17 protein-coding genes and 2 tRNA genes are annotated in these 19,075 nt (G+C 64.9%); 8 read left to right on the forward strand and 11 right to left on the reverse strand.

Features of this window, described 5'->3' with window-relative positions; genetic code table 11:
• Nucleotides 1-326 precede the first annotated feature (326 nt).
• Nucleotides 327-1,925, forward strand: a complete 1,599-nt coding sequence (locus CURSPS6_RS04440) for a nucleobase:cation symporter-2 family protein (RefSeq protein ID WP_035810186.1) — start codon at nt 327-329, stop codon at nt 1,923-1,925.
• Between the two features lie 10 nt (nt 1,926-1,935).
• Here CURSPS6_RS04440 and CURSPS6_RS04445 read toward each other — a convergent pair whose 3' ends face one another.
• Together CURSPS6_RS04445 and CURSPS6_RS04450 are read right to left on the reverse strand one after the other, a co-directional pair.
• Nucleotides 1,936-2,826, reverse strand: a complete 891-nt coding sequence (locus CURSPS6_RS04445; protein ID WP_030014425.1) for an Fpg/Nei family DNA glycosylase — start codon at nt 2,824-2,826, stop codon at nt 1,936-1,938.
• 43 nt (nt 2,827-2,869) lie between these two features.
• Entirely contained in the window at nt 2,870-3,364 is a 495-nt protein-coding gene (locus CURSPS6_RS04450; RefSeq protein ID WP_030014426.1) for a ribose-5-phosphate isomerase, read from the reverse strand.
• Nucleotides 3,365-3,477: 113 nt separating this feature from the next.
• On the opposite strand from CURSPS6_RS04450, the gene pepN reads away from it, so the two are divergent.
• Complete coding sequence (pepN, locus tag CURSPS6_RS04455; protein ID WP_030014430.1) at nt 3,478-6,024, forward strand: aminopeptidase N; 2,547 nt, start codon at nt 3,478-3,480, stop codon at nt 6,022-6,024.
• A gap of 49 nt (nt 6,025-6,073) precedes the next feature.
• Nucleotides 6,074-6,469, forward strand: a complete 396-nt coding sequence (locus tag CURSPS6_RS04460) for a globin (RefSeq protein ID WP_030014432.1) — start codon at nt 6,074-6,076, stop codon at nt 6,467-6,469.
• A gap of 30 nt (nt 6,470-6,499) precedes the next feature.
• Here the strand turns inward: CURSPS6_RS04460 and CURSPS6_RS04465 are convergent, their stop codons facing one another.
• Nucleotides 6,500-7,150 (reverse strand): hypothetical protein, encoded by a 651-nt coding sequence (locus CURSPS6_RS04465; protein ID WP_030014433.1) that lies wholly within the window; start codon nt 7,148-7,150, stop codon nt 6,500-6,502.
• A gap of 200 nt (nt 7,151-7,350) precedes the next feature.
• Here CURSPS6_RS04465 and CURSPS6_RS04470 point away from each other — a divergent pair, with 200 nt between their 5' ends.
• The gene (locus CURSPS6_RS04470; protein WP_051687817.1) at nt 7,351-8,202 is read left to right on the forward strand and encodes an acyl-CoA thioesterase; all 852 of its coding nucleotides are present in this window, start codon (nt 7,351-7,353) and stop codon (nt 8,200-8,202) included.
• Between the two features lie 118 nt (nt 8,203-8,320).
• Here the strand turns inward: CURSPS6_RS04470 and ettA are convergent, their stop codons facing one another.
• Complete coding sequence (gene ettA / locus CURSPS6_RS04475) at nt 8,321-10,003, reverse strand: energy-dependent translational throttle protein EttA (protein ID WP_030014435.1); 1,683 nt, start codon at nt 10,001-10,003, stop codon at nt 8,321-8,323.
• Nucleotides 10,004-10,116: 113 nt separating this feature from the next.
• Nucleotides 10,117-10,581: a DUF6993 domain-containing protein gene (locus tag CURSPS6_RS04480; RefSeq protein WP_051687628.1), complete on the reverse strand. Its 465-nt coding sequence runs from the start codon at nt 10,579-10,581 to the stop codon at nt 10,117-10,119.
• Between the two features lie 277 nt (nt 10,582-10,858).
• Here CURSPS6_RS04480 and ctlX point away from each other — a divergent pair, with 277 nt between their 5' ends.
• On the forward strand, nt 10,859-11,860 hold the full coding sequence (gene ctlX / locus CURSPS6_RS04485; protein WP_200910827.1) for a citrulline utilization hydrolase CtlX: 1,002 nt from the start codon (nt 10,859-10,861) through the stop codon (nt 11,858-11,860).
• Nucleotides 11,861-11,930: 70 nt separating this feature from the next.
• Here the strand turns inward: ctlX and CURSPS6_RS04490 are convergent, their stop codons facing one another.
• Nucleotides 11,931-12,755: a methyltransferase domain-containing protein gene (locus tag CURSPS6_RS04490; protein ID WP_051687629.1), complete on the reverse strand. Its 825-nt coding sequence runs from the start codon at nt 12,753-12,755 to the stop codon at nt 11,931-11,933.
• Nucleotides 12,756-12,936: 181 nt separating this feature from the next.
• Between CURSPS6_RS04490 and CURSPS6_RS04495 the strand changes: the two genes are divergently transcribed.
• On the forward strand, nt 12,937-13,509 hold the full coding sequence (locus CURSPS6_RS04495) for a hypothetical protein (protein WP_030014439.1): 573 nt from the start codon (nt 12,937-12,939) through the stop codon (nt 13,507-13,509).
• 401 nt (nt 13,510-13,910) lie between these two features.
• On the opposite strand, the gene CURSPS6_RS04500 is transcribed toward CURSPS6_RS04495, so the two are convergent.
• Both CURSPS6_RS04500 and mptB read right to left on the reverse strand, forming a co-directional pair.
• Nucleotides 13,911-13,986: transfer RNA gene (locus CURSPS6_RS04500), tRNA-Arg, on the reverse strand.
• 60 nt (nt 13,987-14,046) lie between these two features.
• Complete coding sequence (mptB, locus tag CURSPS6_RS04505) at nt 14,047-15,576, reverse strand: polyprenol phosphomannose-dependent alpha 1,6 mannosyltransferase MptB (RefSeq protein WP_152978054.1); 1,530 nt, start codon at nt 15,574-15,576, stop codon at nt 14,047-14,049.
• 130 nt (nt 15,577-15,706) lie between these two features.
• Here mptB and orn point away from each other — a divergent pair, with 130 nt between their 5' ends.
• Together orn and CURSPS6_RS04515 are read left to right on the forward strand one after the other, a co-directional pair.
• Complete coding sequence (gene orn, locus CURSPS6_RS04510; protein ID WP_082470069.1) at nt 15,707-16,327, forward strand: oligoribonuclease; 621 nt, start codon at nt 15,707-15,709, stop codon at nt 16,325-16,327.
• Between the two features lie 141 nt (nt 16,328-16,468).
• Nucleotides 16,469-16,544 (forward strand) — tRNA-His (locus CURSPS6_RS04515).
• 88 nt (nt 16,545-16,632) lie between these two features.
• On the opposite strand, the gene CURSPS6_RS04520 is transcribed toward CURSPS6_RS04515, so the two are convergent.
• From CURSPS6_RS04520 to CURSPS6_RS04530, 3 genes are read right to left on the reverse strand one after another with little or no spacing between them, the layout of a single operon-like run.
• Entirely contained in the window at nt 16,633-17,250 is a 618-nt protein-coding gene (locus CURSPS6_RS04520; RefSeq protein ID WP_030014443.1) for an energy-coupling factor transporter transmembrane component T family protein, read from the reverse strand.
• Nucleotides 17,247-17,939, reverse strand: a complete 693-nt coding sequence (locus CURSPS6_RS04525) for an energy-coupling factor ABC transporter ATP-binding protein (RefSeq protein WP_030014444.1) — start codon at nt 17,937-17,939, stop codon at nt 17,247-17,249. Before CURSPS6_RS04525 ends, CURSPS6_RS04520 begins: the two co-directional genes overlap by 4 nt.
• Complete coding sequence (locus CURSPS6_RS04530; protein WP_035810189.1) at nt 17,936-19,057, reverse strand: thiolase family protein; 1,122 nt, start codon at nt 19,055-19,057, stop codon at nt 17,936-17,938. The genes CURSPS6_RS04525 and CURSPS6_RS04530 overlap by 4 nt, the downstream gene beginning before the upstream one ends.
• Nucleotides 19,058-19,075: the final 18 nt, after the last annotated feature.

Consider the following 19,075-nt stretch of genomic DNA (forward strand, 5'->3'; position numbering starts at 1 on the left):
ACTTCGCTGGGGCGAATCGCCGCCAGCTCAGGTTTCTCGGCGTCTGCTGATCCGCCGTCCGGCCTCCCGGGAACGACCATGCCGCACCCACGGAGGGCCGCTGGGTCACACGGGACCGAATAGACGGCACTCTAGCATGTGCTCCAAATCACGAAAACTCCTTGTCAACGGCTTGATGAAGATTTACGCTTTTGCGATAAGGAAAGCCGTTTTCGCATGTTGGAAACTTACAGACCGATCCCCCGTTGAACGTTCGGCACTCGACTCCCCACCGCGGGCTCGTCGCCTAGGGCCAGCGTTCAGCCACGAACTCGACGGAGAGACAGATGTCGGCAACCAAACAGTCGTCGCAGGAAGATCACGCCGCGGCCGTTCTTCCGGAGAATGAGAAACTCCCGATCGCCAATTCCTTCGCCTACGGGCTGCAGCACGTGCTCACGATGTACGGCGGGATCATCGCGGTCCCGCTGATCATCGGCAAGGCGGCCGGCCTGGACGGCAATGGCATCAGCGTGCTGATCGCCTCGTGCCTCTTCATGGGCGGGCTGGCCACGATTTTGCAGTCATTCGGCGTTCCGTTCTTCGGCTCGAAGCTGCCGCTTGTCCAAGGCGTCTCGTTCTCCGGGGTCGCCACGATGACCTCGATCCTCGCGGGCGGCGACGGGCTGCCCGAAGTATTCGGCGCGGTCATCGTCGCCTCGGTGATCGGTTTGCTCGTCGCGCCGGCCTTTGCCCGCATCGTCCGGTTCTTCCCGCCGGTGGTCACCGGCACCGTCATCACGACGATCGGGCTGTCGCTCATGCCCGTCGCCGCCGGCTGGGCGATGGGAGGGGATGCGGAGGCGGCCGACTACGGCAGCGTCCGGAACATCCTCATCGCGGTGGGCACCCTCGCGGTCGTCCTGATCCTGAGCCGGATACCGATCCCCATGGTCTCCCGGTTGTCGATCCTTCTGGCGATCGTGGTGGGAACCGTCGTCTCGCTCATCTTCGGCTGGACCGACTTCTCGCACGTGCTCGATCGGGGAATTCTCGCGGTGCCTCAGCCGTTCGCCTTCGGCATGCCGAGCTTCTCGGTCGCCGCGATCGTGTCCATGTTCATCGTCATCATCGTGACCTTCGCCGAGACCACCGCGGACATCATCGCCGTCGGCGGCATCGTGCGGACCAAGGTTGACTCGAAGCGCATCGCCAACGGGCTGAGGGCGGACATGCTCTCCTCGGCCGTCTCGCCGGTCTTCAACTCCTTCACGCAGTCGGCCTTCGCCCAGAACGTCGGGCTGGTGGCGATCACGGGCGTGAAGTCGCGGTTCGTGACCGTGGCCGGCGGTGCCATCCTGGTGGTCCTGGGCCTCCTTCCGGTCATGGGCGGCGTCGTGGCAGCCGTACCGTCGCCGGTTCTGGGTGGCGCGGGCGTTGTCCTGTTCGGCACCGTGGCGGCCTCGGGCATCCGAACCCTCTCGAAGGTCGAGTACGAGGGCAACCTCAACATGATCATCGTGGCCGTTTCCCTGGCCTTCGGCATCATCCCGGTCGTCGAGCCGGACTTCTATCACGACTTCCCCTCGTGGATCGGCATCATCTTCCATTCGGGGATCTCGTCGGCCACGTTGATGGCCGTCCTCCTGAACCTGGTCTTCAACCACATCGGCGCGCGGAATAAGGACCGGACGAACCGCTCGGTTTTCGTGGCCGGCACGGGCCGCGTCATCCGCTGGGACGACCTGGAACGGCTCATGAACAACGAGACGATCTTGGCCGATGGGGAGTCGATCAAGGACGTGACCATTGTGGACTCCAACGGGGAGGAAGTCCCCGTGGTCACGGCCCGCCAACACCAGATCGTGGTCGAGGCCGCCGAAAACGGCGAGGTCACATGTCAGGACGACATCCGCCGGGTCATCAAGGAGAACGACGAGGAATGATCGCCGCCCCCTAAACTTGGCAGGTCCGGCACCAGTACAGCTTGCGACCGGCCATGTCTTCGACGGTGATCGAGTCTTCTCCGCAGACTCGGCACCGTCGTCCGGCACGGCCATAGACGTAATTCGCGTGCTCCGGCCAGGCGTCGGCCACCTCGACTCCGGGTCGGTGTTCCGGTGCCGTCGTGACGATGCGCCCCAGCTGCACGCCGGTGGTCATCAGTGCCACCGTGTCCCGCCACAGCATGCCAACCTGAGCGGGCGTCAGATCCCGGGCTGGACGATGCGGCTCGATTCCGGCCCGGAAGAGTGACTCCGCACGGTAGATGTTGCCGATGCCCGCGATGACCTTCTGGTCCATGAGCACCGCCGCGATCGGGCGCGAGCTCCGGGCACAGGCCTCGTGGAAGGGTTCGGGGTCGGCCGAGGGGTCGAGCGGATCCGGGCCGAGGTTTCGACGGACCTCGGCGACCCCCGTGGGTTCGAGAATCCGGCAGGTCGTCGCACCGACCAGGTCGGCCCAGCCGTGCTCCGATTCGAGCCTCACTCGAGTCGTCGCCTTCGGCGCCGGAGGGTCCAGGTAGTCCTCACCGGTCGCCTCGGACCGTTGCTCTCGCTCGCCAATTTTTCGGGGCGCGCCGATGGACGAGGCCGCCCGGAACGTCCCGTCGCCGCCGAAGGTCCACGCCCCGTACATTCCCAAATGCACGTTGAGGGTGAGCCGGTTGTCGAACTCCAAGAAGAAGTGCTTGCCGACGGCCGCGGCGGATACGGCCCGTGCCCCGTCGATCAGGGCCGCGCCCTGCGCAAAGCGACCTTGTGGGCTCGAGGCCCGGAGCCGCTCCCCCACGAAGACGTCGTCGAACTGACGGGCGAGCCGGTGAATCGAATGTCCCTCGGGCATATCTCATGCCTCCCGAGGCCCGGGCACCGGACGCCGATGAACCCTAGTCATCCGTCTCGAGATGCTGCCCGACGATACGACCCGTGTTCTCGTATTCCTCCATCTGACCGATGCGCCGGACGTGGCGCGGTTCACCGGAGAACTCGGTCGCGAGGAAGACCTTGATGATCTCGAGGGCTTCTTCGACGCTGTGCTGCCGCCCCCCGACGGCCACCACGTGTGCGTTGTTGTGCTCGCGGGCCAGCGCCGCCGTGTCATGGTTCCAGGCCAGCGCCGCGCGGATGCCCGGAACCTTATTGGCCGCCATCTGCTCGCCGTTTCCGGACCCACCCAGGACGATGCCCAAGGAATCGAGCCCGCGTTCTCGGTCGGCGCGCACCCCCAGGGCCGCATTGATGCAGAAGCCCGGGTAATCGTCCAATGGGTCGAATTCTTTCGGCCCGTGGTCCACGAGCTCGTACCCGAGCTTCGTCAGTGACTCAACGAGGTATCGGCTCAGGTCAAGCCCGGCATGGTCGGTGGCAATGTGAACACGCACGTAAGTTTCCGTCCTCAGAGATTTCAAGGGTGACATCGTGTGGATGAGTCAAGCCTACCGGCTCCTGTAATAGCCTGAGACTCAGACCGATTCCTCTTCGAAAGGCGGAACTCATGCCAGGACTCAACCTGACGCGCCAGGAAGCCACCGAGCGCGCGGACATCGTGACGAAGGTTCACTCCTACCGCGTCGACCTCGACCTGACCGTGTCGGAGAGCGTCTTTCCTTCCACGACCACCGTCTCCTTCGACGCCGTGGCGGGCTCATCCACATTCATCGACGCGATCACGCATCGCGTCGCCTCCGTCGTCCTCAACGGCCGGGAGCTCGATCCCGCGGAGGTCTCCGACGGCGTCCGGATCCAGCTTCCGGACCTTGCCGAGCACAACGAACTCACCATCGCCGCGGACGCCATGTTCACCAATACCGGCGAGGGCCTCCACCGCTTTGTCGACCCCGTGGACGACGAGGTCTACCTCTACACCCAGTTCGAGGTTCCCGACGCACGTCGCATGTTCGCGGTGTTCGAGCAGCCGGATCTCAAGGCCGAGTTCACCTTCAGCGTCAAAGCGCCCAGCTCCTGGACGCTGATTTCCAACGAACCGGTCGAGCACCGGGAACAGGGCGAAGGATCCGACGTGTGGACCTTCGCGACCACGCCCCGCATCTCGTCGTACATCACCGCGCTCGTCGCCGGGCCGTATTCTCGCGTGTCCGACTCGGTGACCTCCGCCGACGGCCGCACGATCCCCCTGGACATCTACGCTCGCCGCTCGCTCATGGAATACCTCGATCACGAGGACATCTTCGAGCTGACCAAGCAGGGCTTCGAGTATTACGAGCGACAGTTCGGGGTGCCGTACCCGTTCACCAAATACGACCAGCTCTTCGTCCCGGAGTTCAACGCGGGCGCCATGGAGAACGCCGGGTGCGTGACCATCCTCGAGGACTACATCTTCCGGTCCAAGACCACCGACGCGATGATCGAGCGCCGCGCGATCACCGTCCTGCACGAGCTGGCCCACATGTGGTTCGGCGACCTCGTGACCATGAAGTGGTGGAACGACCTCTGGCTCAACGAGTCCTTCGCGGAATTCATGTCGCACCTCAGCGCCGCGAACAATACGCGGTTCACGAATGCGTGGACCACGTTCTCGGCCATGGAGAAGACCTGGGCCTATCGCCAGGACCAGCTGCCCTCGACGCACCCGATCGTCGCGGACATCAAGGACCTCCACGACGTTCAGGTGAACTTCGACGGCATTACCTATGCCAAGGGTGCCTCGGTGCTCCGGCAGCTCGTCGCGTGGGTCGGCCAGGAGGAGTTCATGAAGGCCCTGACCGAGTACTTCGGCAAGCACTCCTGGGGCAACGCAACGCTCATCGACCTCATGACCGAGCTGGAGGCCACCTCCGGTCGCGAGCTGAGCTCGTGGTCCCGGGCCTGGCTCGAAACGGCGGGCGTCAACACGCTGACGCCCTCGGTCGAGACCGACGCGGACGGCCGCATCGTCCGCATCGAGGTCATCCAGACCGCTCCGAATGAGCACCCCACCCTGAGGCCGCACCGCATGACCGCCGGCTTCTACGAGCTGGTCGACCAGAAGCTGGTCCGGGTGCACGGCGTGGAATTCGACGTCGACGGAGAGCGGACCGAGATTCCCGACGTGGCCGGGCGCCCCCGTCCCGCGGTGATCCTCCTCAACGACCAAGACCTGGCCTATGCCAAGGTCCGACTCGACGACGTGTCCTTCTTCCACGCCAAGACCCAGCTCAGGAACTTCGAGGAGTCCCTCCCCCGTGCCGTCGTGTGGAGCGCGGTCTGGAACGGCACCAGGGACGGCCAGATTCCGGCGCGCCAATTCGTGGAGATGCTGCTGGATAACATCGACGCCGAAACGGACTCCACGACCGTCTTGACCCAACTCCGCAACCTCGCCACGACCTTGCGTTGGTACGTCAGGCCGGACGCCCAAGAGGAAACCCGGGAAAAGGCCGCCGAACGCCTGTGGGAAATTTCCCAGGGCGCCCCGGAGGGCTCGGATCGCCAGTTGCAGTTCGTCCAGGCATTCGCCTCCCACGCGACGACCGATGAGCAGCTCGACATCCTGGAGGGGCTGTACAGCCAGGAGATCACGCTGCCGGGGCTCGAGATCGATACGGATCTGGCCTGGAAGCTCCTGACCGGGCTCGTGGCCGCCGGCCGCCGGACCGCGGCGGACGTCGACGAATTCGCGGCGCGTGACAACACGTCGACCGGCGCCCAGCGGGCCGCGCAGGCCCGCGCCGCCGTCCCGACGGTTGAGGCGAAGGAAAAGGTGTGGGACATGGTCGTCGACCACCACGACCTCCCCAACGTGATCCAGCGTTCCGCGATCGCCGGCTTCAACGCCACCAGCCGGGACGCCCTGTTGCGTCCCTTCGTGGACCGCTATTTCGCCTCGATCGAGCGGGTCTGGACGGAGCTGTCACACGAGATCTCCCAGCAGATCATCACGGGGCTGTTCCCGCAGATCGCGGACCGAGACGTCCTCGATGCCGCGGAAGAGTTCCTCGTTCAGCTCGGCGACGGCAAGGATTCGCTCCGCCGACAGGTGATGGAGGGCCGCGACGTCATCGAGCGGGCGCTGCGGGTCCAGTCCGCCGACGTCATGTCGTAGGTAGGGGACGCATTCGCGTCGGCCGGGCTCGTCGTTGCACTATGGAGGCATGACGAGTCCGGCCTCTCCCGTTCCCACGATGTACGAACAACTCGGTGGTCACCCCGCGATCCAACGCCTCACGACCGAGTTCTACCGGCGCGTGGAGAACGACCCCGATTTCAAGGCGCTCTACCCGGAATCCGATCTGGAACCCGCCCGCCGCCGGCTCGAGATGTTCTTGGAGCAATACTTCGGCGGCCCCACCACCTACAGCAAGGAACGGGGGCACCCGCGGTTACGGATGCGGCACGCGCCCTTCACGATCGACTCCTGGGCACGGGACCGGTGGCTCACGCACATGCGCGAGGCCCTCGACTGCCTGGAACTTCCGCCCCTGCAGGACGGGATGATCTGGGGATATTTCGAACGTGCGGCGCACGCCATGACCAATACGCCCGGGTAATCGTTCCGCCCCGGAGCAGCCATCGCGGCGTTAGAGCGCGGTCGCCGGCTTCGCAACGATGTGCCCGCGGGAGTTCGACAAGCGCCGCCACGGCCCATTGGCGTAGACGGTGAACCCTTCAGCGGTCTCGTTGAACCCCAAGACCGTGGCACCGAACATGGCCCCGCTGACGACTCCGTCTTCGGACTCCTCGCCCCAGATGCGCGACCGCACCGTGCTCAGGACGGCGTTGCCCGGATTGACCGGCAGCGCCGACTCCACCGCCCGGATGCCGTCCCGGGCGATGCGCTCGATGCTCTCGGCGTCGAGGCGTCCCTGCTCGGTCCACCCCCTCGTCGGCGGCATGACCCCGGCCCAGGCCGCCGTCACGGTGGCCGGAGGGATCGACAGCTCGCCGTCGGTGCTCTCGATCCGGGCGAGGCGGTCGAGCACCGCCGACGCCTCGACGGTCGCGTCGGCCTCGGCCTGATGGGCCAGGTGCAGGGCCCGCATGCCGAGGACCGTCGGTACCGTATCGAGGAGCGTCTCCGCGCTCATGACCGGGGCCCAGACCGCCAAGGACCTTCCCCGGGCCTGAAGCCGCACCGCGGCAGTCGCTTCGATGGTCTTGACCCGTGACAAGAAGGTAGCGAGGTCTTTGGCTTGGCGGATATCCGCGAGGCGTAGCCGGTCATGGCGCATCGGGTGGAGAGTCCCTCTCGGGTTCGGAATCAAGAATGTGCCCGTCCATTATGGACCTTCCCGCGAGTCGCACGAGCCCCGCGACTCAGCATTGCGGCTTATGACTGTGGACGAGACCGCCATAGGATGCACATGTGACCACATTCGACGAAACCCAGTTCCCTTCCGACGACTATGACCCCACGCGAGCTCTCGTCAGCATGCTCTCCCTGGAACCCGATCATCCGCTGCGCACCACGGAGGACATTTTCGTCGGGCGCACGATCGCCCCGGAAACGCCCCGTGTCTACGGTGGCCAGGTCTTCGGGCAGTCGGTCATGGCCGCGAGCAGAACCGTGGATCCGGAACGGCCCATTCACTCGATGCACGGATATTTCCTGCGCCCCGGTGACGTCTCGCAGCCCATCACCTTCGGCGTGGAGCGCATGCGTGACGGCAGGTCTTTCTCGGCCCGCAGGGTGCATGCGTATCAGAACGGCGAGGTCATTCTTTCGGCCATAGCGTCCTTTCAGCAGCCGGCGCGCGGGATCGAGCATCAGGAGCCTATGCCCACGGGGATCCCCGAGCCCGAGGATTTGAAGAGCTCGGAGGAACTCTGGGGCGGCATCGATCATCCGATGGCCCAGCGCGTGGTCCGCGGCCGCCCCTTTGAGATCCGCCACGTCACGGACCCCATCTATCTGCGCCCGTCCGAAGTCCACGAGCCCGTCAATACCGTGTGGTTCAAGACCCACGGGCGGCTACCGGACGACCCCAGGATTCATCGCGCGGCCATCGCGTACGCCTCCGACTACACGCCCATGGATCCCATCCTTCGACGCCACGGGTTCATCTGGGCGCAGGAGGGATTGAGCCTGGCGTCCCTGGACCACGCCATCTGGTGGCATCGCCCGGCACGGGCCGACGAATGGCTTCTCTACACGCAGACCTCGCCCAATGCCTCGAGCGCCCGAGGTCTCGCGTGCGGCCGGATCTTCTCCCGCGACGGAGAGCTCGTGGCAACGACCACGCAAGAGGCTCTCGTGCGCGTGCCGGAGGAAGACATCTCGTAGATCGGGGCGGCCCCGGCCATCGCGGTGCGACGGGTCGGGGTTCCGGGCAGATACGACGACGCCCCGGTCGCTACCTCAGCGGGTGGCGACCGGGGCGTCGTCGTGACATGGCCTGATCTCAGTCGCGGGTCAGGCGACGGTGGGTGAGGCGATGCGGCCGTGCGGCCTCCGGGCCGAGTCGCTCGACCTTGTTCTCCTCGTAGGACTCGAAGTTCCCCTCGAACCAGTACCACTTGTCCGGTTCTTCCTCGGTGCCTTCCCAGGCGAGGATGTGGGTCGCGACCCGGTCGAGGAACCACCGATCGTGCGAGACCACGACCGCGCAACCCGGGAAGTCCAGGAGCGCGTTCTCGAGAGATGCGAGGGTCTCGACGTCGAGGTCGTTGGTCGGCTCGTCGAGGAGCAGAAGGTTTCCGCCCTGCTTGAGGGTCAGCGCCAGGTTGAGGCGGTTGCGCTCACCGCCGGACAGGACGCCGGCCTTCTTCTGCTGGTCGGGACCCTTGAAGCCGAAGGCCGAGACGTACGCCCGGGAGGGCATCTCGACCTGGCCCACGTGGATGAAGTCCAGACCGTCCGAGACGACTTCCCACAGCGTCTTCTCCGGATCGATATTGGCCCGGTTCTGATCGACGTAGGAAATCTTGACGGAGTCACCGATCTTGAGGTCTCCCCCATCGAGGGATTCCATGCCGACGATCGTCTTGAACAGCGTCGACTTACCGACACCGTTCGGGCCGATCACGCCGACAATTCCGTTACGCGGCAACGAGAAGGAGAGGTCCTTGATCAGGCTTCGATCCCCGAACCCCTTTTGCAGGTTCTCGGCCTCGATAACCAGGTTTCCGAGGCGGGGCCCCGGGGGAATCTGGATCTCCTCGAAGTCGAGCTTACGGGTCTTCTCGGCCTCCGCGGCCATCTCTTCGTATCGCGCGAGTCGGGCCTTGGACTTGGTCTGGCGGCCCTTCGAATTGGACCGGACCCAGTCGAGCTCGTCGGCCAGGCGTCGAGCCAGCTTGGCGTCCTTCTTGCCCTGGACCTCCAGGCGCTTACGCTTGGTCTCGAGGTAGGTGGAGTAGTTGCCTTCGTATCCGTGAAGACGGCCTCGCTCGACCTCGCAGATCCATTCGGCCACGTGGTCGAGGAAGTACCGGTCGTGGGTCACGGCCAGGACCGCACCGTGATACGACGCGAGGTGCTGCTCGAGCCACAGCACCGATTCGGCGTCCAGGTGGTTGGTCGGCTCGTCCAGGAGCAATAGGTCCGGCTTCTGCAACAGGAGCTTGCACAGGGCCACGCGGCGACGTTCACCACCGGAGAGGTTGCTGACCATCGCGTCGCCGGGCGGGCAACGGAGAGCGTCCATCGCCTGCTCGAGCTGACTGTCCAGGTCCCACGCGTTGGCGGCGTCGATATCGCCTTGCAGCTGGCCCATCTCTTCCATCAGCGCGTCGAAGTCGGCGTCCGGATTGGCCATTTCCTCGGAAATGGCGTTGTAGCGGTCCAGCTTGCCCTTGATCTCGCCAACGCCTTCTTCGACGTTACCCAGAACGGTCTTCTCTTCGTTCAGCGGCGGTTCCTGGAGCAGGATACCGACGGAGTATCCGGGGCTCAGCCGCGCTTCACCGTTGGACGGCTGATCGAGGCCTGCCATGATCTTGAGGATGGTCGACTTACCGGCACCGTTCGGTCCGACGACGCCGATTTTGGCGCCCGGATAGAACGACATGGTCACATCGTCCAGGATGACCTTGTCGCCCACTTTCTTGCGGGCTTTAGACATCGTATAAATAAATTCAGCCATGCCTCCCAGGCTACTATGCCCAGGCCCTGACCTGGCCATCACGACGAGGTGAGTAGCGCTCGAATGTTCAGGCCACCGCGCTCATGAACACCGGCCGTCGGCAAATCCACCGATTATTCGTTGTGGACCCCGCCGATCAGGCACCGCCCGTCGGCCATTGGCGGGGCTTCCGTCACGGTCACGGTCCGATCGGGGCGCACGTCGACCAGAAGGCAACGCCCCTCATGGGAGATCGCGGCGTCCACATTGTCTACGTCAAGGCCCGTGGGGGTCGTGTTCTGACCTGTTTCGATGCTCTCGTCGGCCCATCCCGCGTTCACCAGTGCCTGCCTCAGCGCCCGTTCGGTGGGGTCCCCCTGGAGGCCTGATTCGACGGCTCGTCGCACCCGGTTGGTCTCCTCGCTCCCCTCGCCCGCGCCGTCGCTCGTGCCCGCCGGGGCATGGCTGGCGGTCGTCGTCGGCGAGGACGACGCCTCGCTGGGCTTGTCGGCCACGGAGCAACCGCTCACGAGGCCCAGGATGACGGCGACCGAGAGGGCTGCCGACGTCCGGCGCGGAAGAGATGAACAACGCGTCATGGATGAACCTTTCATGCTTCACCGGCGGACCGCTCCGACGGCAAACTCCTGAGGAAATTTTGCCACGTGTCGACCGCCGGGTCTCCGAATATGGGTCCTGGCGGCCCACGCGGGCGGTTCGGTCGGCCCTCTCGCATGGCAATCTGATCACCTTGGGGTTACAGGGTGATGGTCATCGTTCCAATCTGTTATCAAATTTGATATATCGCATCCAGACTGTTGCCCCATAGAGTCATTGCGCCAGACATCATCATCTCGATCACGGAGGAGCCGACACGTGAGCCAATCAACAATTGACCGTCCGGACCGCACGGCCATCGACGAGCGCCGCCCCGAGCCTCAGGAAGCCGCAATTCCGCGCAGGCAAGGTCCGGAACGCGTGATTCTCGTCAGGCCTCATCACTTCGTGCCGAACCCCATGACCGAGACCGACAATAGGTTCCAGAGCCGCCCCTCCACGGATACCGTGCCCGTGGCCCAACGCGCCTTCGACGAGGTGTCGGACGTGGCCCAGGCGCTCCGGGAAATCGGCGTGGGAGTGACCATATTCGAGGACCCCACGGTGGAAACCCCCGACAGCGTCTTCCCCAACAACTGGTTCACCACTCATCACGACGGCACTGTCGTCGTCTTCCCCATGCACGCCCCCAACAGGAGGGCGGAGCGTCGCCAGGACATCTTGGATCACCTCCGCACCTCCGGCCGGGTCTGCCGGGTCATCGACTACAGCCCCTCCGAGGCCGACGATCAGTATCTCGAGGGAACCGGGGCCATGGTGCTGGACCACCTCGAGCGGATTGCCTACGTGTGCCGATCCCAGCGAGTCTCCACGGAGGTCCTGGACCGGTTCTGTGCCGATCTGGGTTACCGGCCGGTGGTTTTCGACGCCACCGACCGGGACGGCGTGCCGGTTTATCACACCAATGTCCTCATGTCCGTGGGAACGCGCATCGCGGTCATCGGCACCGAGATGATCCGCGATCGAACCGAACGCCAATGGGTCATCGAATCCCTCGAAGCCAGCGGGCGTCGCGTCGTCGACCTGACCGAGGACCAGATCCATCAGTTCGCGGGCAATTGCCTGGAGGTCTCAGGCGTCAATGGACCCGCGCTCATCATGTCCACTACGGCGAAACGCTCGCTCACGGACCGGCAATTGCGCTCGCTGGAAGAGGTCGTCAGCATCACGGCGGTCGACGTCTCGACGATCGAATCGGCCGGAGGTTCCATTCGCTGCATGATTGCCGGGAACCATCTGCCGTCCAGGCCGCAGGACTGAACGCCCGGGCCGCGGGCCCTCCCGCCTGAGGCCGCACCCACCCTGGGTAAGTGGCCTCGGGTCCTGCCGGTTAGGCCCGAAGAACCAAATCGGTATGCACCATGCAGAACCACGCGTCGGGGTCGTCGCCCCATCGTTGCCAGGCCGCGGCCATTTCGTCGATCTGACTCTGATCCACGCCTTGTTCGCGCGCCTGCTCGACGAATTTCGACGACCTCACCCTTTCGGCCTGACTCCCGCCCCACCACGCGGTATCTTCCGGCGTGGCATAGGTCCACGTGGAGGTTCCAATCGAGGCTACGTTCGCCTCGGCAAGCCGGGCCCACCGGCGCAATCGACGACCCGCGTCGGGTTCGCCCCCGCGCAGACGCGCACCAGAAGAGTAGACGGATAGCCATCGGTCCATTCCCGAGGATTCCGGGAACCACGTCATCGCGCCGTAGTCGGCATCCCTCACCGCCACGATGCCTCCCGGGCGACAGAGCCTCACCATGGCTCGGAGCGCCTCGACCGGCCGCGACAGATGCTGAAGCACCTGATGGGCGTGGACGATGTCGAATCCTCCGGCATCTTCCGCCAGGCCGAAGAGGTCCCCCACCTCGAAGGAGGCATTGGGCACCCCGCTCGCCCGCGCGTGCGACCGGGCCTCCTCGACGGCAACGCCCGACACATCAATGCCCAGGACCGACCCGGTGGCCCCGACGATCCCGGCTAGATCCGTCGAGATCGTCCCGGGTCCGCACCCGATATCCAGGATCCGGTCGCCGGGCGCGATGCTGTCCAGGAAATATCCGCAGCTGTTCCGCGCGGTTCGGGTCGCATGCGAGGCCAAGACGCTGCGGTGATGCCCGTGGCTGTAGTCCTGCAGGGAGCGTTGGGAATAAGGTTCCGTCATCCCGGCAGGATACGGCCGGCGAGCCTGCCTGGGCGATGGTTCCCCGCATGGTGAGACGCGTACGCGCGCCAGCTGTGATCCTCACCTCCGGCGGCATACCGCGGTGACTAGGCGCAACGGCGGCTACCACCCGGTAAGATACCCAACGGTAATAAGCCTCCCCCTGACTTCGAGGAACCCTATGTCCCCCACCCGAATGTCCGCCCCTTCTCGACGCACTATCGCCAAGGGCACCGCGTGGTCGATGCCCATCATCGCCGCTGCCGCCGCGACCCCCACGTACGCCGCGTCGGCACAGCCCGGCCTCCAGGGGTGGGTGACACTGGGCAAATCCTGCAACACCACCAGCGCCCTGACGCTCTCAGGTGTTGGCGCGTATCCCGATCGAGGCATCTGGATCGAGCAGGCCTCGGCCACCTCGAAAGCCACCAATGCCTCGCTGACCTACTACGTCTCCTCAAGCCTCGGCAACCTCACGTGGAAGGCTCAGGCCGATAATGGTGCGTGGTCAATACCGGTGGTCGACACCGCCGCGCCGGCAAAAGCGGGATTCACCGCCTACACCACGAAGTATTCGGGTACCTGGTCTTTCAAGAGCGACGCCAATGTCCTCCTGGCCAGCTCGAACCCCAGCTTTACGGCCGCATTGACCACTTATTCCGCCTGCACCGCCGGCATTCAGGCCTACGCAACCCGAGACGTCACCGTCGACGGCAATCGGATTCAGTTCACGCGCGGCCCCATCACCCTTTAAGGAGAATCACAATGCCCGATAATACGTCCGCAGATCGTCCGCTCCCCGAGCAGTCCGCCGAGACACGAGGCGCTGAATCGCCCACATCGGCCAGCACGCCCAACGCCGACAATTCCGCCAAAGGCAATAGTGACCAAACACTGCCGGTGATCACGAAGTCGATTCGGATTTAGTCGCCCCCAGCCATCGGAAACGCCCTTGATGCCGGCGGGCTCTCAACGGACGCGCCTTAGCACCGACGGCAGGAACGGCGTCATACGAATGCGGCCCCGGTCAGGAACATTCCTGGCCGGGGCCGTTTTCTGCGAAGGGTATGCACAATGGTGTGCGTCTTTTTGACGGTAACGTTTGCGTCTTACCCTTTGTGCCGGTTTGCGGTCCGACATTTCGGGTTTTTGCTGTGGTGCCCCAGGAGGGAGTCGAACCCCCGACCAAGAGATTAGAAGGCTCCTGCTCTATCCACTGAGCTACTGAGGCGAGGCCGCTCGGGCCTCACCTAGAATACAGCGCCTGGCCCTCGCCCTCCACTCGCCGACCTCAGATGATGACGCTGGCCCGATGTTCCCGTCGGAAGACCCTTCGGGTCGAGGGATCGATGAACATGATGTACAGCCCGTACATCAAGGCGACGACGCCTGCCACGAGCCGTCCCATGTTCAGGTCCAGGCTGAGGTAAGGGAAGACGTCGAGCTGGTCGGAGACCGCCCACATCATGAAGAACAGGGTCGTCAGCAGGAAGAAGTCCACGTGCCAGTCCGCCCTGATGCCGGTCACCGCAAAGAACGGGATCAGCCACACGACGTACCAGGCCTGGATCATCGGGTTGAGCATGACCACCAGGGTCAGGCCGATGGTCAGCCGGCGAATGATCTTCTCGTCGCGGCCGACGAAAGCCAAAATGCCGGCGCCGAGCACCCCGATCATCTGGCCGACCTTGAAGACCAAAGATTGCAGGTCTCCGCCCGGCAGCCCCAGGGAGTCCCCCCACAACTTCACGAGGAATCCGAGCATGCCGACGGGGGCGTACCAAATCCACACGCCGCCGGTCGTCGACAGGGCACCCACCCAGTCGAAACCGAACCCGTTGGCCACGCCCATGGCCCACAGCTCGACCAGGGAGATGCCGGCGGTCAGGATCCAGTACACGAAGCGCCGGGGCCACGAGGCCCCACGCCCGGCCCACAGGAGACCGATGAACGGGAGCACGAGCAACGCGATCGGCTTGACCGCGATGGCAATCGTCGTGATCGTGATTCCGGCGAGCCCGCCGGCGGTATTCCGCCACCGGGCCGACACGTAGATCGCCGCGATCATCAGACCGATCATCAGCGCATCGTTATGCGCCGAGACCACGAAGTGAACCAGAAACATCGGGTTGGCCAGGCACAGCCAGGCGGCCCGCGTCGGGTTGACCCCGTGCATCCGGGCCAGCTTGGGAAGGAAAATCGCGATGAGGACGACCCCCAGGAGGGACACGCCCCGAAAAAGGTAGAAGGCGACGTCCGGCGAATCCCCTGCCACGCGCACCACCAGGTCCTCGATCCAGAGGAAGACGGGCCCGTACGGCGGCGGGGACTGGCTCCAGAGCTGATCGGCGCCGTTCTGGAGAAAGTTATTGACCGAGGACACACCGGACTCATACGGATTCAGCCCGGACTGATAAACACGGCCCTGCGCAAAATACGAATACACGTCGCGGCTGAACAACGGAAACGCGACCAATAAAGGCGCCGTCCAACTGACGATGGCGGCGGTAACCCACCTGGTCGCCGATTTTTCGGCCCAGTTCACCTTTTGGCTCAGGCGCATCCACTCTCGCGTCAGCGCCATGGCACCGACGGCGGTGATCACGATGCACAGCACCACCGCCCCATCGGTATACCGGAGGGAAATGACCCAATCCTTGAGGCGCAATTGCGAGATCGGAGCGAGCCAGCCGATGCCGAAGGACCCGACCATCATCATCAGGGACCCGATCGTCCCGAAGATGACCGTTCGCAAGGGGCTTCGCTGAACAAACCGCGGTTCTTTGGGCCGTCGTTGCCGAAGCCGTGCGCTGTGGCTCACGCTTCCCCCTGCCGTGTATCGAATCGTGTTTCGCCGCAACCGCTGTCGAGGCTCCGAACGATTTTACAGGTTGCCCAACTCATTCTCGTCGGGGGCTTCCCGAGGCACCCGGGCGCGGTAGGTTGTCATTGTGTCTATTTCAAATGAACGAATCGTATGGATCGACTGTGAGATGACCGGTTTGGATCTGGCGCACGATGCCCTGATCGAAGTCGCGGTCCTCATCACGGACGGTGAGTTGAATATTCTCGACGACGGACTCGACGTCGTGATCAAGCCCGAACAGGCAGCGGTCGAGCAGATGAACGACTTTGTCCGCACCATGCACACGACCTCGGGCCTTCTCGACGAGCTGGGCAACGGCATGACCATGAGCGAGGCCGAAGAGCAGGTGCTCGATCACATCAAGAAGTACGTACCCGAGCCCGCCAAGGCTCAGCTGGGCGGAAACTCGGTCGGAACCGACAAGACGTTCCTCGTCCGCGACATGCCGCAGGTCATCGACCACCTGCACTACCGCATCATCGACGTCTCCACGATCAAAGAGCTCTCGCGCCGCTGGTACCCGAGGGCTTACTACCAGTCCCCCGAAAAGACCGGCAATCACCGCGCCCTCGGCGATATCCGAGATTCCATCACCGAGCTGCGGTATTACCGTGAGGCCGTCTTTGTCCCCCAGCCCGGACCGGATTCGGAGGCGGCACGTGCCGTGGCCCAGCGCGTGAGCGGGGCTTCCTCGACCGACGGCTGAATGAGCACGCCGTCGGACGCGGTGTGAGAGTTATCACCCGTTCGGACGCCCCTCGAATTGGCCCGTCCGGCGCGGCTCATGTAAGCTCTTATTCGTTGTCCGATCGCGGGCCCACAGGGTCATGAGATCGTCGACGGCGTGGTGGGCGTAGCTCAGTCGGCAGAGCGCCTGGTTGTGGTCCAGGAGGTCGCGGGTTCAAACCCCGTCGCTCACCCCAGCACGATGAGGCCCCGCCTCGGTCCCTCCGGATCGAGGCGGGGCCTCATTCTTTTAACCCTGATCCTCACCGGTCTCGGGCCGAGCCGTCACTCCTCAACATCCTCGTGGTCGCCGATCCCCCTGGCCTCCAGCGCGTCGCCCACCTGATCCGCGTGTTGCAAGGTCAGGATCAGCATCGGCATGACCCAGGCCCAGGGCGCGATGCGGACTCCCCTGGCGGTTTGCGCATCCCTGACGTCACGGACGATGCTGCCGAGCTGATTGACCGAGGTCAGGGTCAGCGCCATCGCCAGACCGACGCGTTCCGGGTTGAGCCCCAATCTGCGGAACGGACCCAGCACCCGCTCGCACGTCTCGATCATCCCGTGGACGGGAGTGGTCCTCGTGATCACCTGTGCCAGCAACACGATCGACACCACGCGCACGGTGTTGCGCACGGCGTCCATCGGATCGAGGAAGATCAACTGCGTGACGAGGAGAAAGACCACCAACAGGGCCACCCCGCGAAGGTCTTTCAGAAAGGTCCGGGCTCCGAGACCGGCCACCCCGTAGCCCACGATGGGGAGAATCACGCAGATCACGATGGTCGCCCAAGTCGCGGGCGCGAAGGAGAGCCCCAAGGCGATCGCGGCGAAGATCACGAGTTTCAGTCCGGTGGGCAACCGGTGAATCGGGCTGTGCCCCGGCTGGTAGAGCGAAATCATCCGAGGATCTCCTCGTAGCGAGCGATGACGTCGCCCGGGTCGCCCTGCGCCTCGATCCGCCCCTCGGCGACGAGAACCGCCTCATCGCACCGGCGCGCGAGGTCGAGATCGTGCGTCACGAGGATGACCTGCGGCGCGGCGGGCTCCAGGAGCCTGTCGGCGATGATGCGCCGGTGCCTCGCGTCCAGGAGGCTCGTGGGCTCATCCGCGATGACCAGCCCCGGCTGACCCACCAGAACCGAGCACAGGGCCAACCGCTGCATCTGGCCGCTCGAGAGAGAGTGGCACGGTCGATCCGCCAGCTCCACCAGCTCGTGGTGCTCGATCGCGTCGTTTACGCGGCGTTCGATCTCGCTCTTGGACAGTTTCCGCCCGCGCAGGGTCAGGGCGACGTCCTCGCGAACCGTCGGCATGATGACCTGGGCCGCGGGGTTGGCGAAGACGAAGCCGACCTCTCGGCGCAGCTTCTTCAGGTCCGCGACCGCGTCGATGCCGTTGACGTGCACGGTTCCCTCGGCCGGGGCGACCAGGCCGGCGAGCGTCTTGGCCAGGGTCGACTTGCCCGATCCGTTCTCGCCGATAATGGCCGTTCGGGGCGCCCGAAGATCGATGTTGATATCCCGCAATAAGGTGGTAGGGCCCTGCTGACCGTCCACGCGGACGTGCATCGAGCCGATGCTGATAGTCATTCCGTGTACTCCATCATTAATGCCGATCCCATGCCGCCGCCGATCGCGCAGGCGGCCACTCCCACAGAGCCCGGCCCCTCTGACCGCAGGCGGTGCGCCAACCGCACGACGGCGGCCGCCCCGGAGGCGCCCCAGGGATGTCCGAGCGCGAGGGCTCCGCCCCACGCGTTGACCCGGGGGTCGATGTTCTCACCGTCGGTCAGGCCCAGCTCATCCAGGACAGCCAGGGTTTGCGCGGCGAAAGCCTCCACGATCTCCACGGCCGCCACCGACCCAAGGAATACTCCCGCTTGATCCATAACCCTCTGAATGGCCGCAACGGGCAAGATCCCGGGTAAGGCGGGGTCCCCACCGGTCAGCGTCGAGGCCCGAATGATCCATCGCGGGCCGGAAGCCTCGGACTCGGGACGCAGGATCACCGCGGCGGCCCCATCGGAAATCCGGGCCGCGGTCGCGGGCGTCACCGTCGCGTCCTCGCCCTTCCTCACCGGATGGAAGCGAGCGACGGTTTCCGCCGTCATCCGTCTCGGTCCGTCGTCGAGGATCTCCTCGCCCGTCGCGGGGTCGTGGAAGCGGGCGAGTTCGTCGCCGACCCTTCCCTCCGATTCCACGGCCAAGGCGTGGCTCCGCACGGCGTACAGATCCTGCCGACGCCTCGACACACCCTTGACCCGCGCCAGGTGATCGGCCGCGTCGATCATGTCCGGGTCGGCGAAGCCTTCCGGCGCGAACGGCGCCCTGGCAAAGGGTTCACCGCCATTCGAACGCACGGGCGCCGTGCTGGCCGATTCGGCGCCGCCGGCCGCAACGACCTCGCCCGTGCCGAGGACGTGTTGCGCGCCCTGCATCACGGCGACCATGCCCGAGCCGCACTGGGCGTCAATCCCCCACCCGACGCATCCCGTGCCAAATCCCGCGGCCAAGGCGGCATTGCGCCCGAGGTTTCCGCCCGGTCCCGTGCAATTGCCTAGCATCACCGTGTCGGGACAGGTGGCGGCTTCTTCGGCCACGTGCCGCAACGCACGACCGGCAAGCTGATCGACGCTGTAGCTCGCCAGCCCCCGCGACCTTCCGGTGAACGGGGTGCGCGCGGCGGCGATGATGGCGACCTCGTGCATGCGGGATCTCCTTCGCAT

It is taken from the genome of Curtobacterium sp. S6, from assembly GCF_000710345.2.
Lineage (GTDB): Bacteria > Actinomycetota > Actinomycetes > Actinomycetales > Micrococcaceae > Rothia.

What these genes read in the sequence shown, in the direction of transcription:
- CURSPS6_RS04460 (WP_030014432.1), top strand. Translation starts at nt 6,074, where the DNA reads ATGACGAGTCCGGCCTCTCCCGTTCCCACGATGTACGAACAACTCGGT.
- CURSPS6_RS04495 (WP_030014439.1), top strand. Translation starts at nt 12,937, where the DNA reads ATGTCCCCCACCCGAATGTCCGCCCCTTCTCGACGCACTATCGCCAAG.
- CURSPS6_RS04490 (WP_051687629.1), bottom strand. Translation starts at nt 12,755, where the DNA reads ATGACGGAACCTTATTCCCAACGCTCCCTGCAGGACTACAGCCACGGG.
- ettA (WP_030014435.1), bottom strand. Translation starts at nt 10,003, where the DNA reads ATGGCTGAATTTATTTATACGATGTCTAAAGCCCGCAAGAAAGTGGGC.
- CURSPS6_RS04470 (WP_051687817.1), top strand. Translation starts at nt 7,351, where the DNA reads ATGCTCTCCCTGGAACCCGATCATCCGCTGCGCACCACGGAGGACATT.
- CURSPS6_RS04440 (WP_035810186.1), top strand. Translation starts at nt 327, where the DNA reads ATGTCGGCAACCAAACAGTCGTCGCAGGAAGATCACGCCGCGGCCGTT.
- CURSPS6_RS04530 (WP_035810189.1), bottom strand. Translation starts at nt 19,057, where the DNA reads ATGCACGAGGTCGCCATCATCGCCGCCGCGCGCACCCCGTTCACCGGA.
- CURSPS6_RS04480 (WP_051687628.1), bottom strand. Translation starts at nt 10,581, where the DNA reads ATGACGCGTTGTTCATCTCTTCCGCGCCGGACGTCGGCAGCCCTCTCG.
- CURSPS6_RS04525 (WP_030014444.1), bottom strand. Translation starts at nt 17,939, where the DNA reads ATGACTATCAGCATCGGCTCGATGCACGTCCGCGTGGACGGTCAGCAG.
- CURSPS6_RS04445 (WP_030014425.1), bottom strand. Translation starts at nt 2,826, where the DNA reads ATGCCCGAGGGACATTCGATTCACCGGCTCGCCCGTCAGTTCGACGAC.
- CURSPS6_RS04520 (WP_030014443.1), bottom strand. Translation starts at nt 17,250, where the DNA reads ATGATTTCGCTCTACCAGCCGGGGCACAGCCCGATTCACCGGTTGCCC.
- pepN (WP_030014430.1), top strand. Translation starts at nt 3,478, where the DNA reads ATGCCAGGACTCAACCTGACGCGCCAGGAAGCCACCGAGCGCGCGGAC.
- CURSPS6_RS04465 (WP_030014433.1), bottom strand. Translation starts at nt 7,150, where the DNA reads ATGCGCCATGACCGGCTACGCCTCGCGGATATCCGCCAAGCCAAAGAC.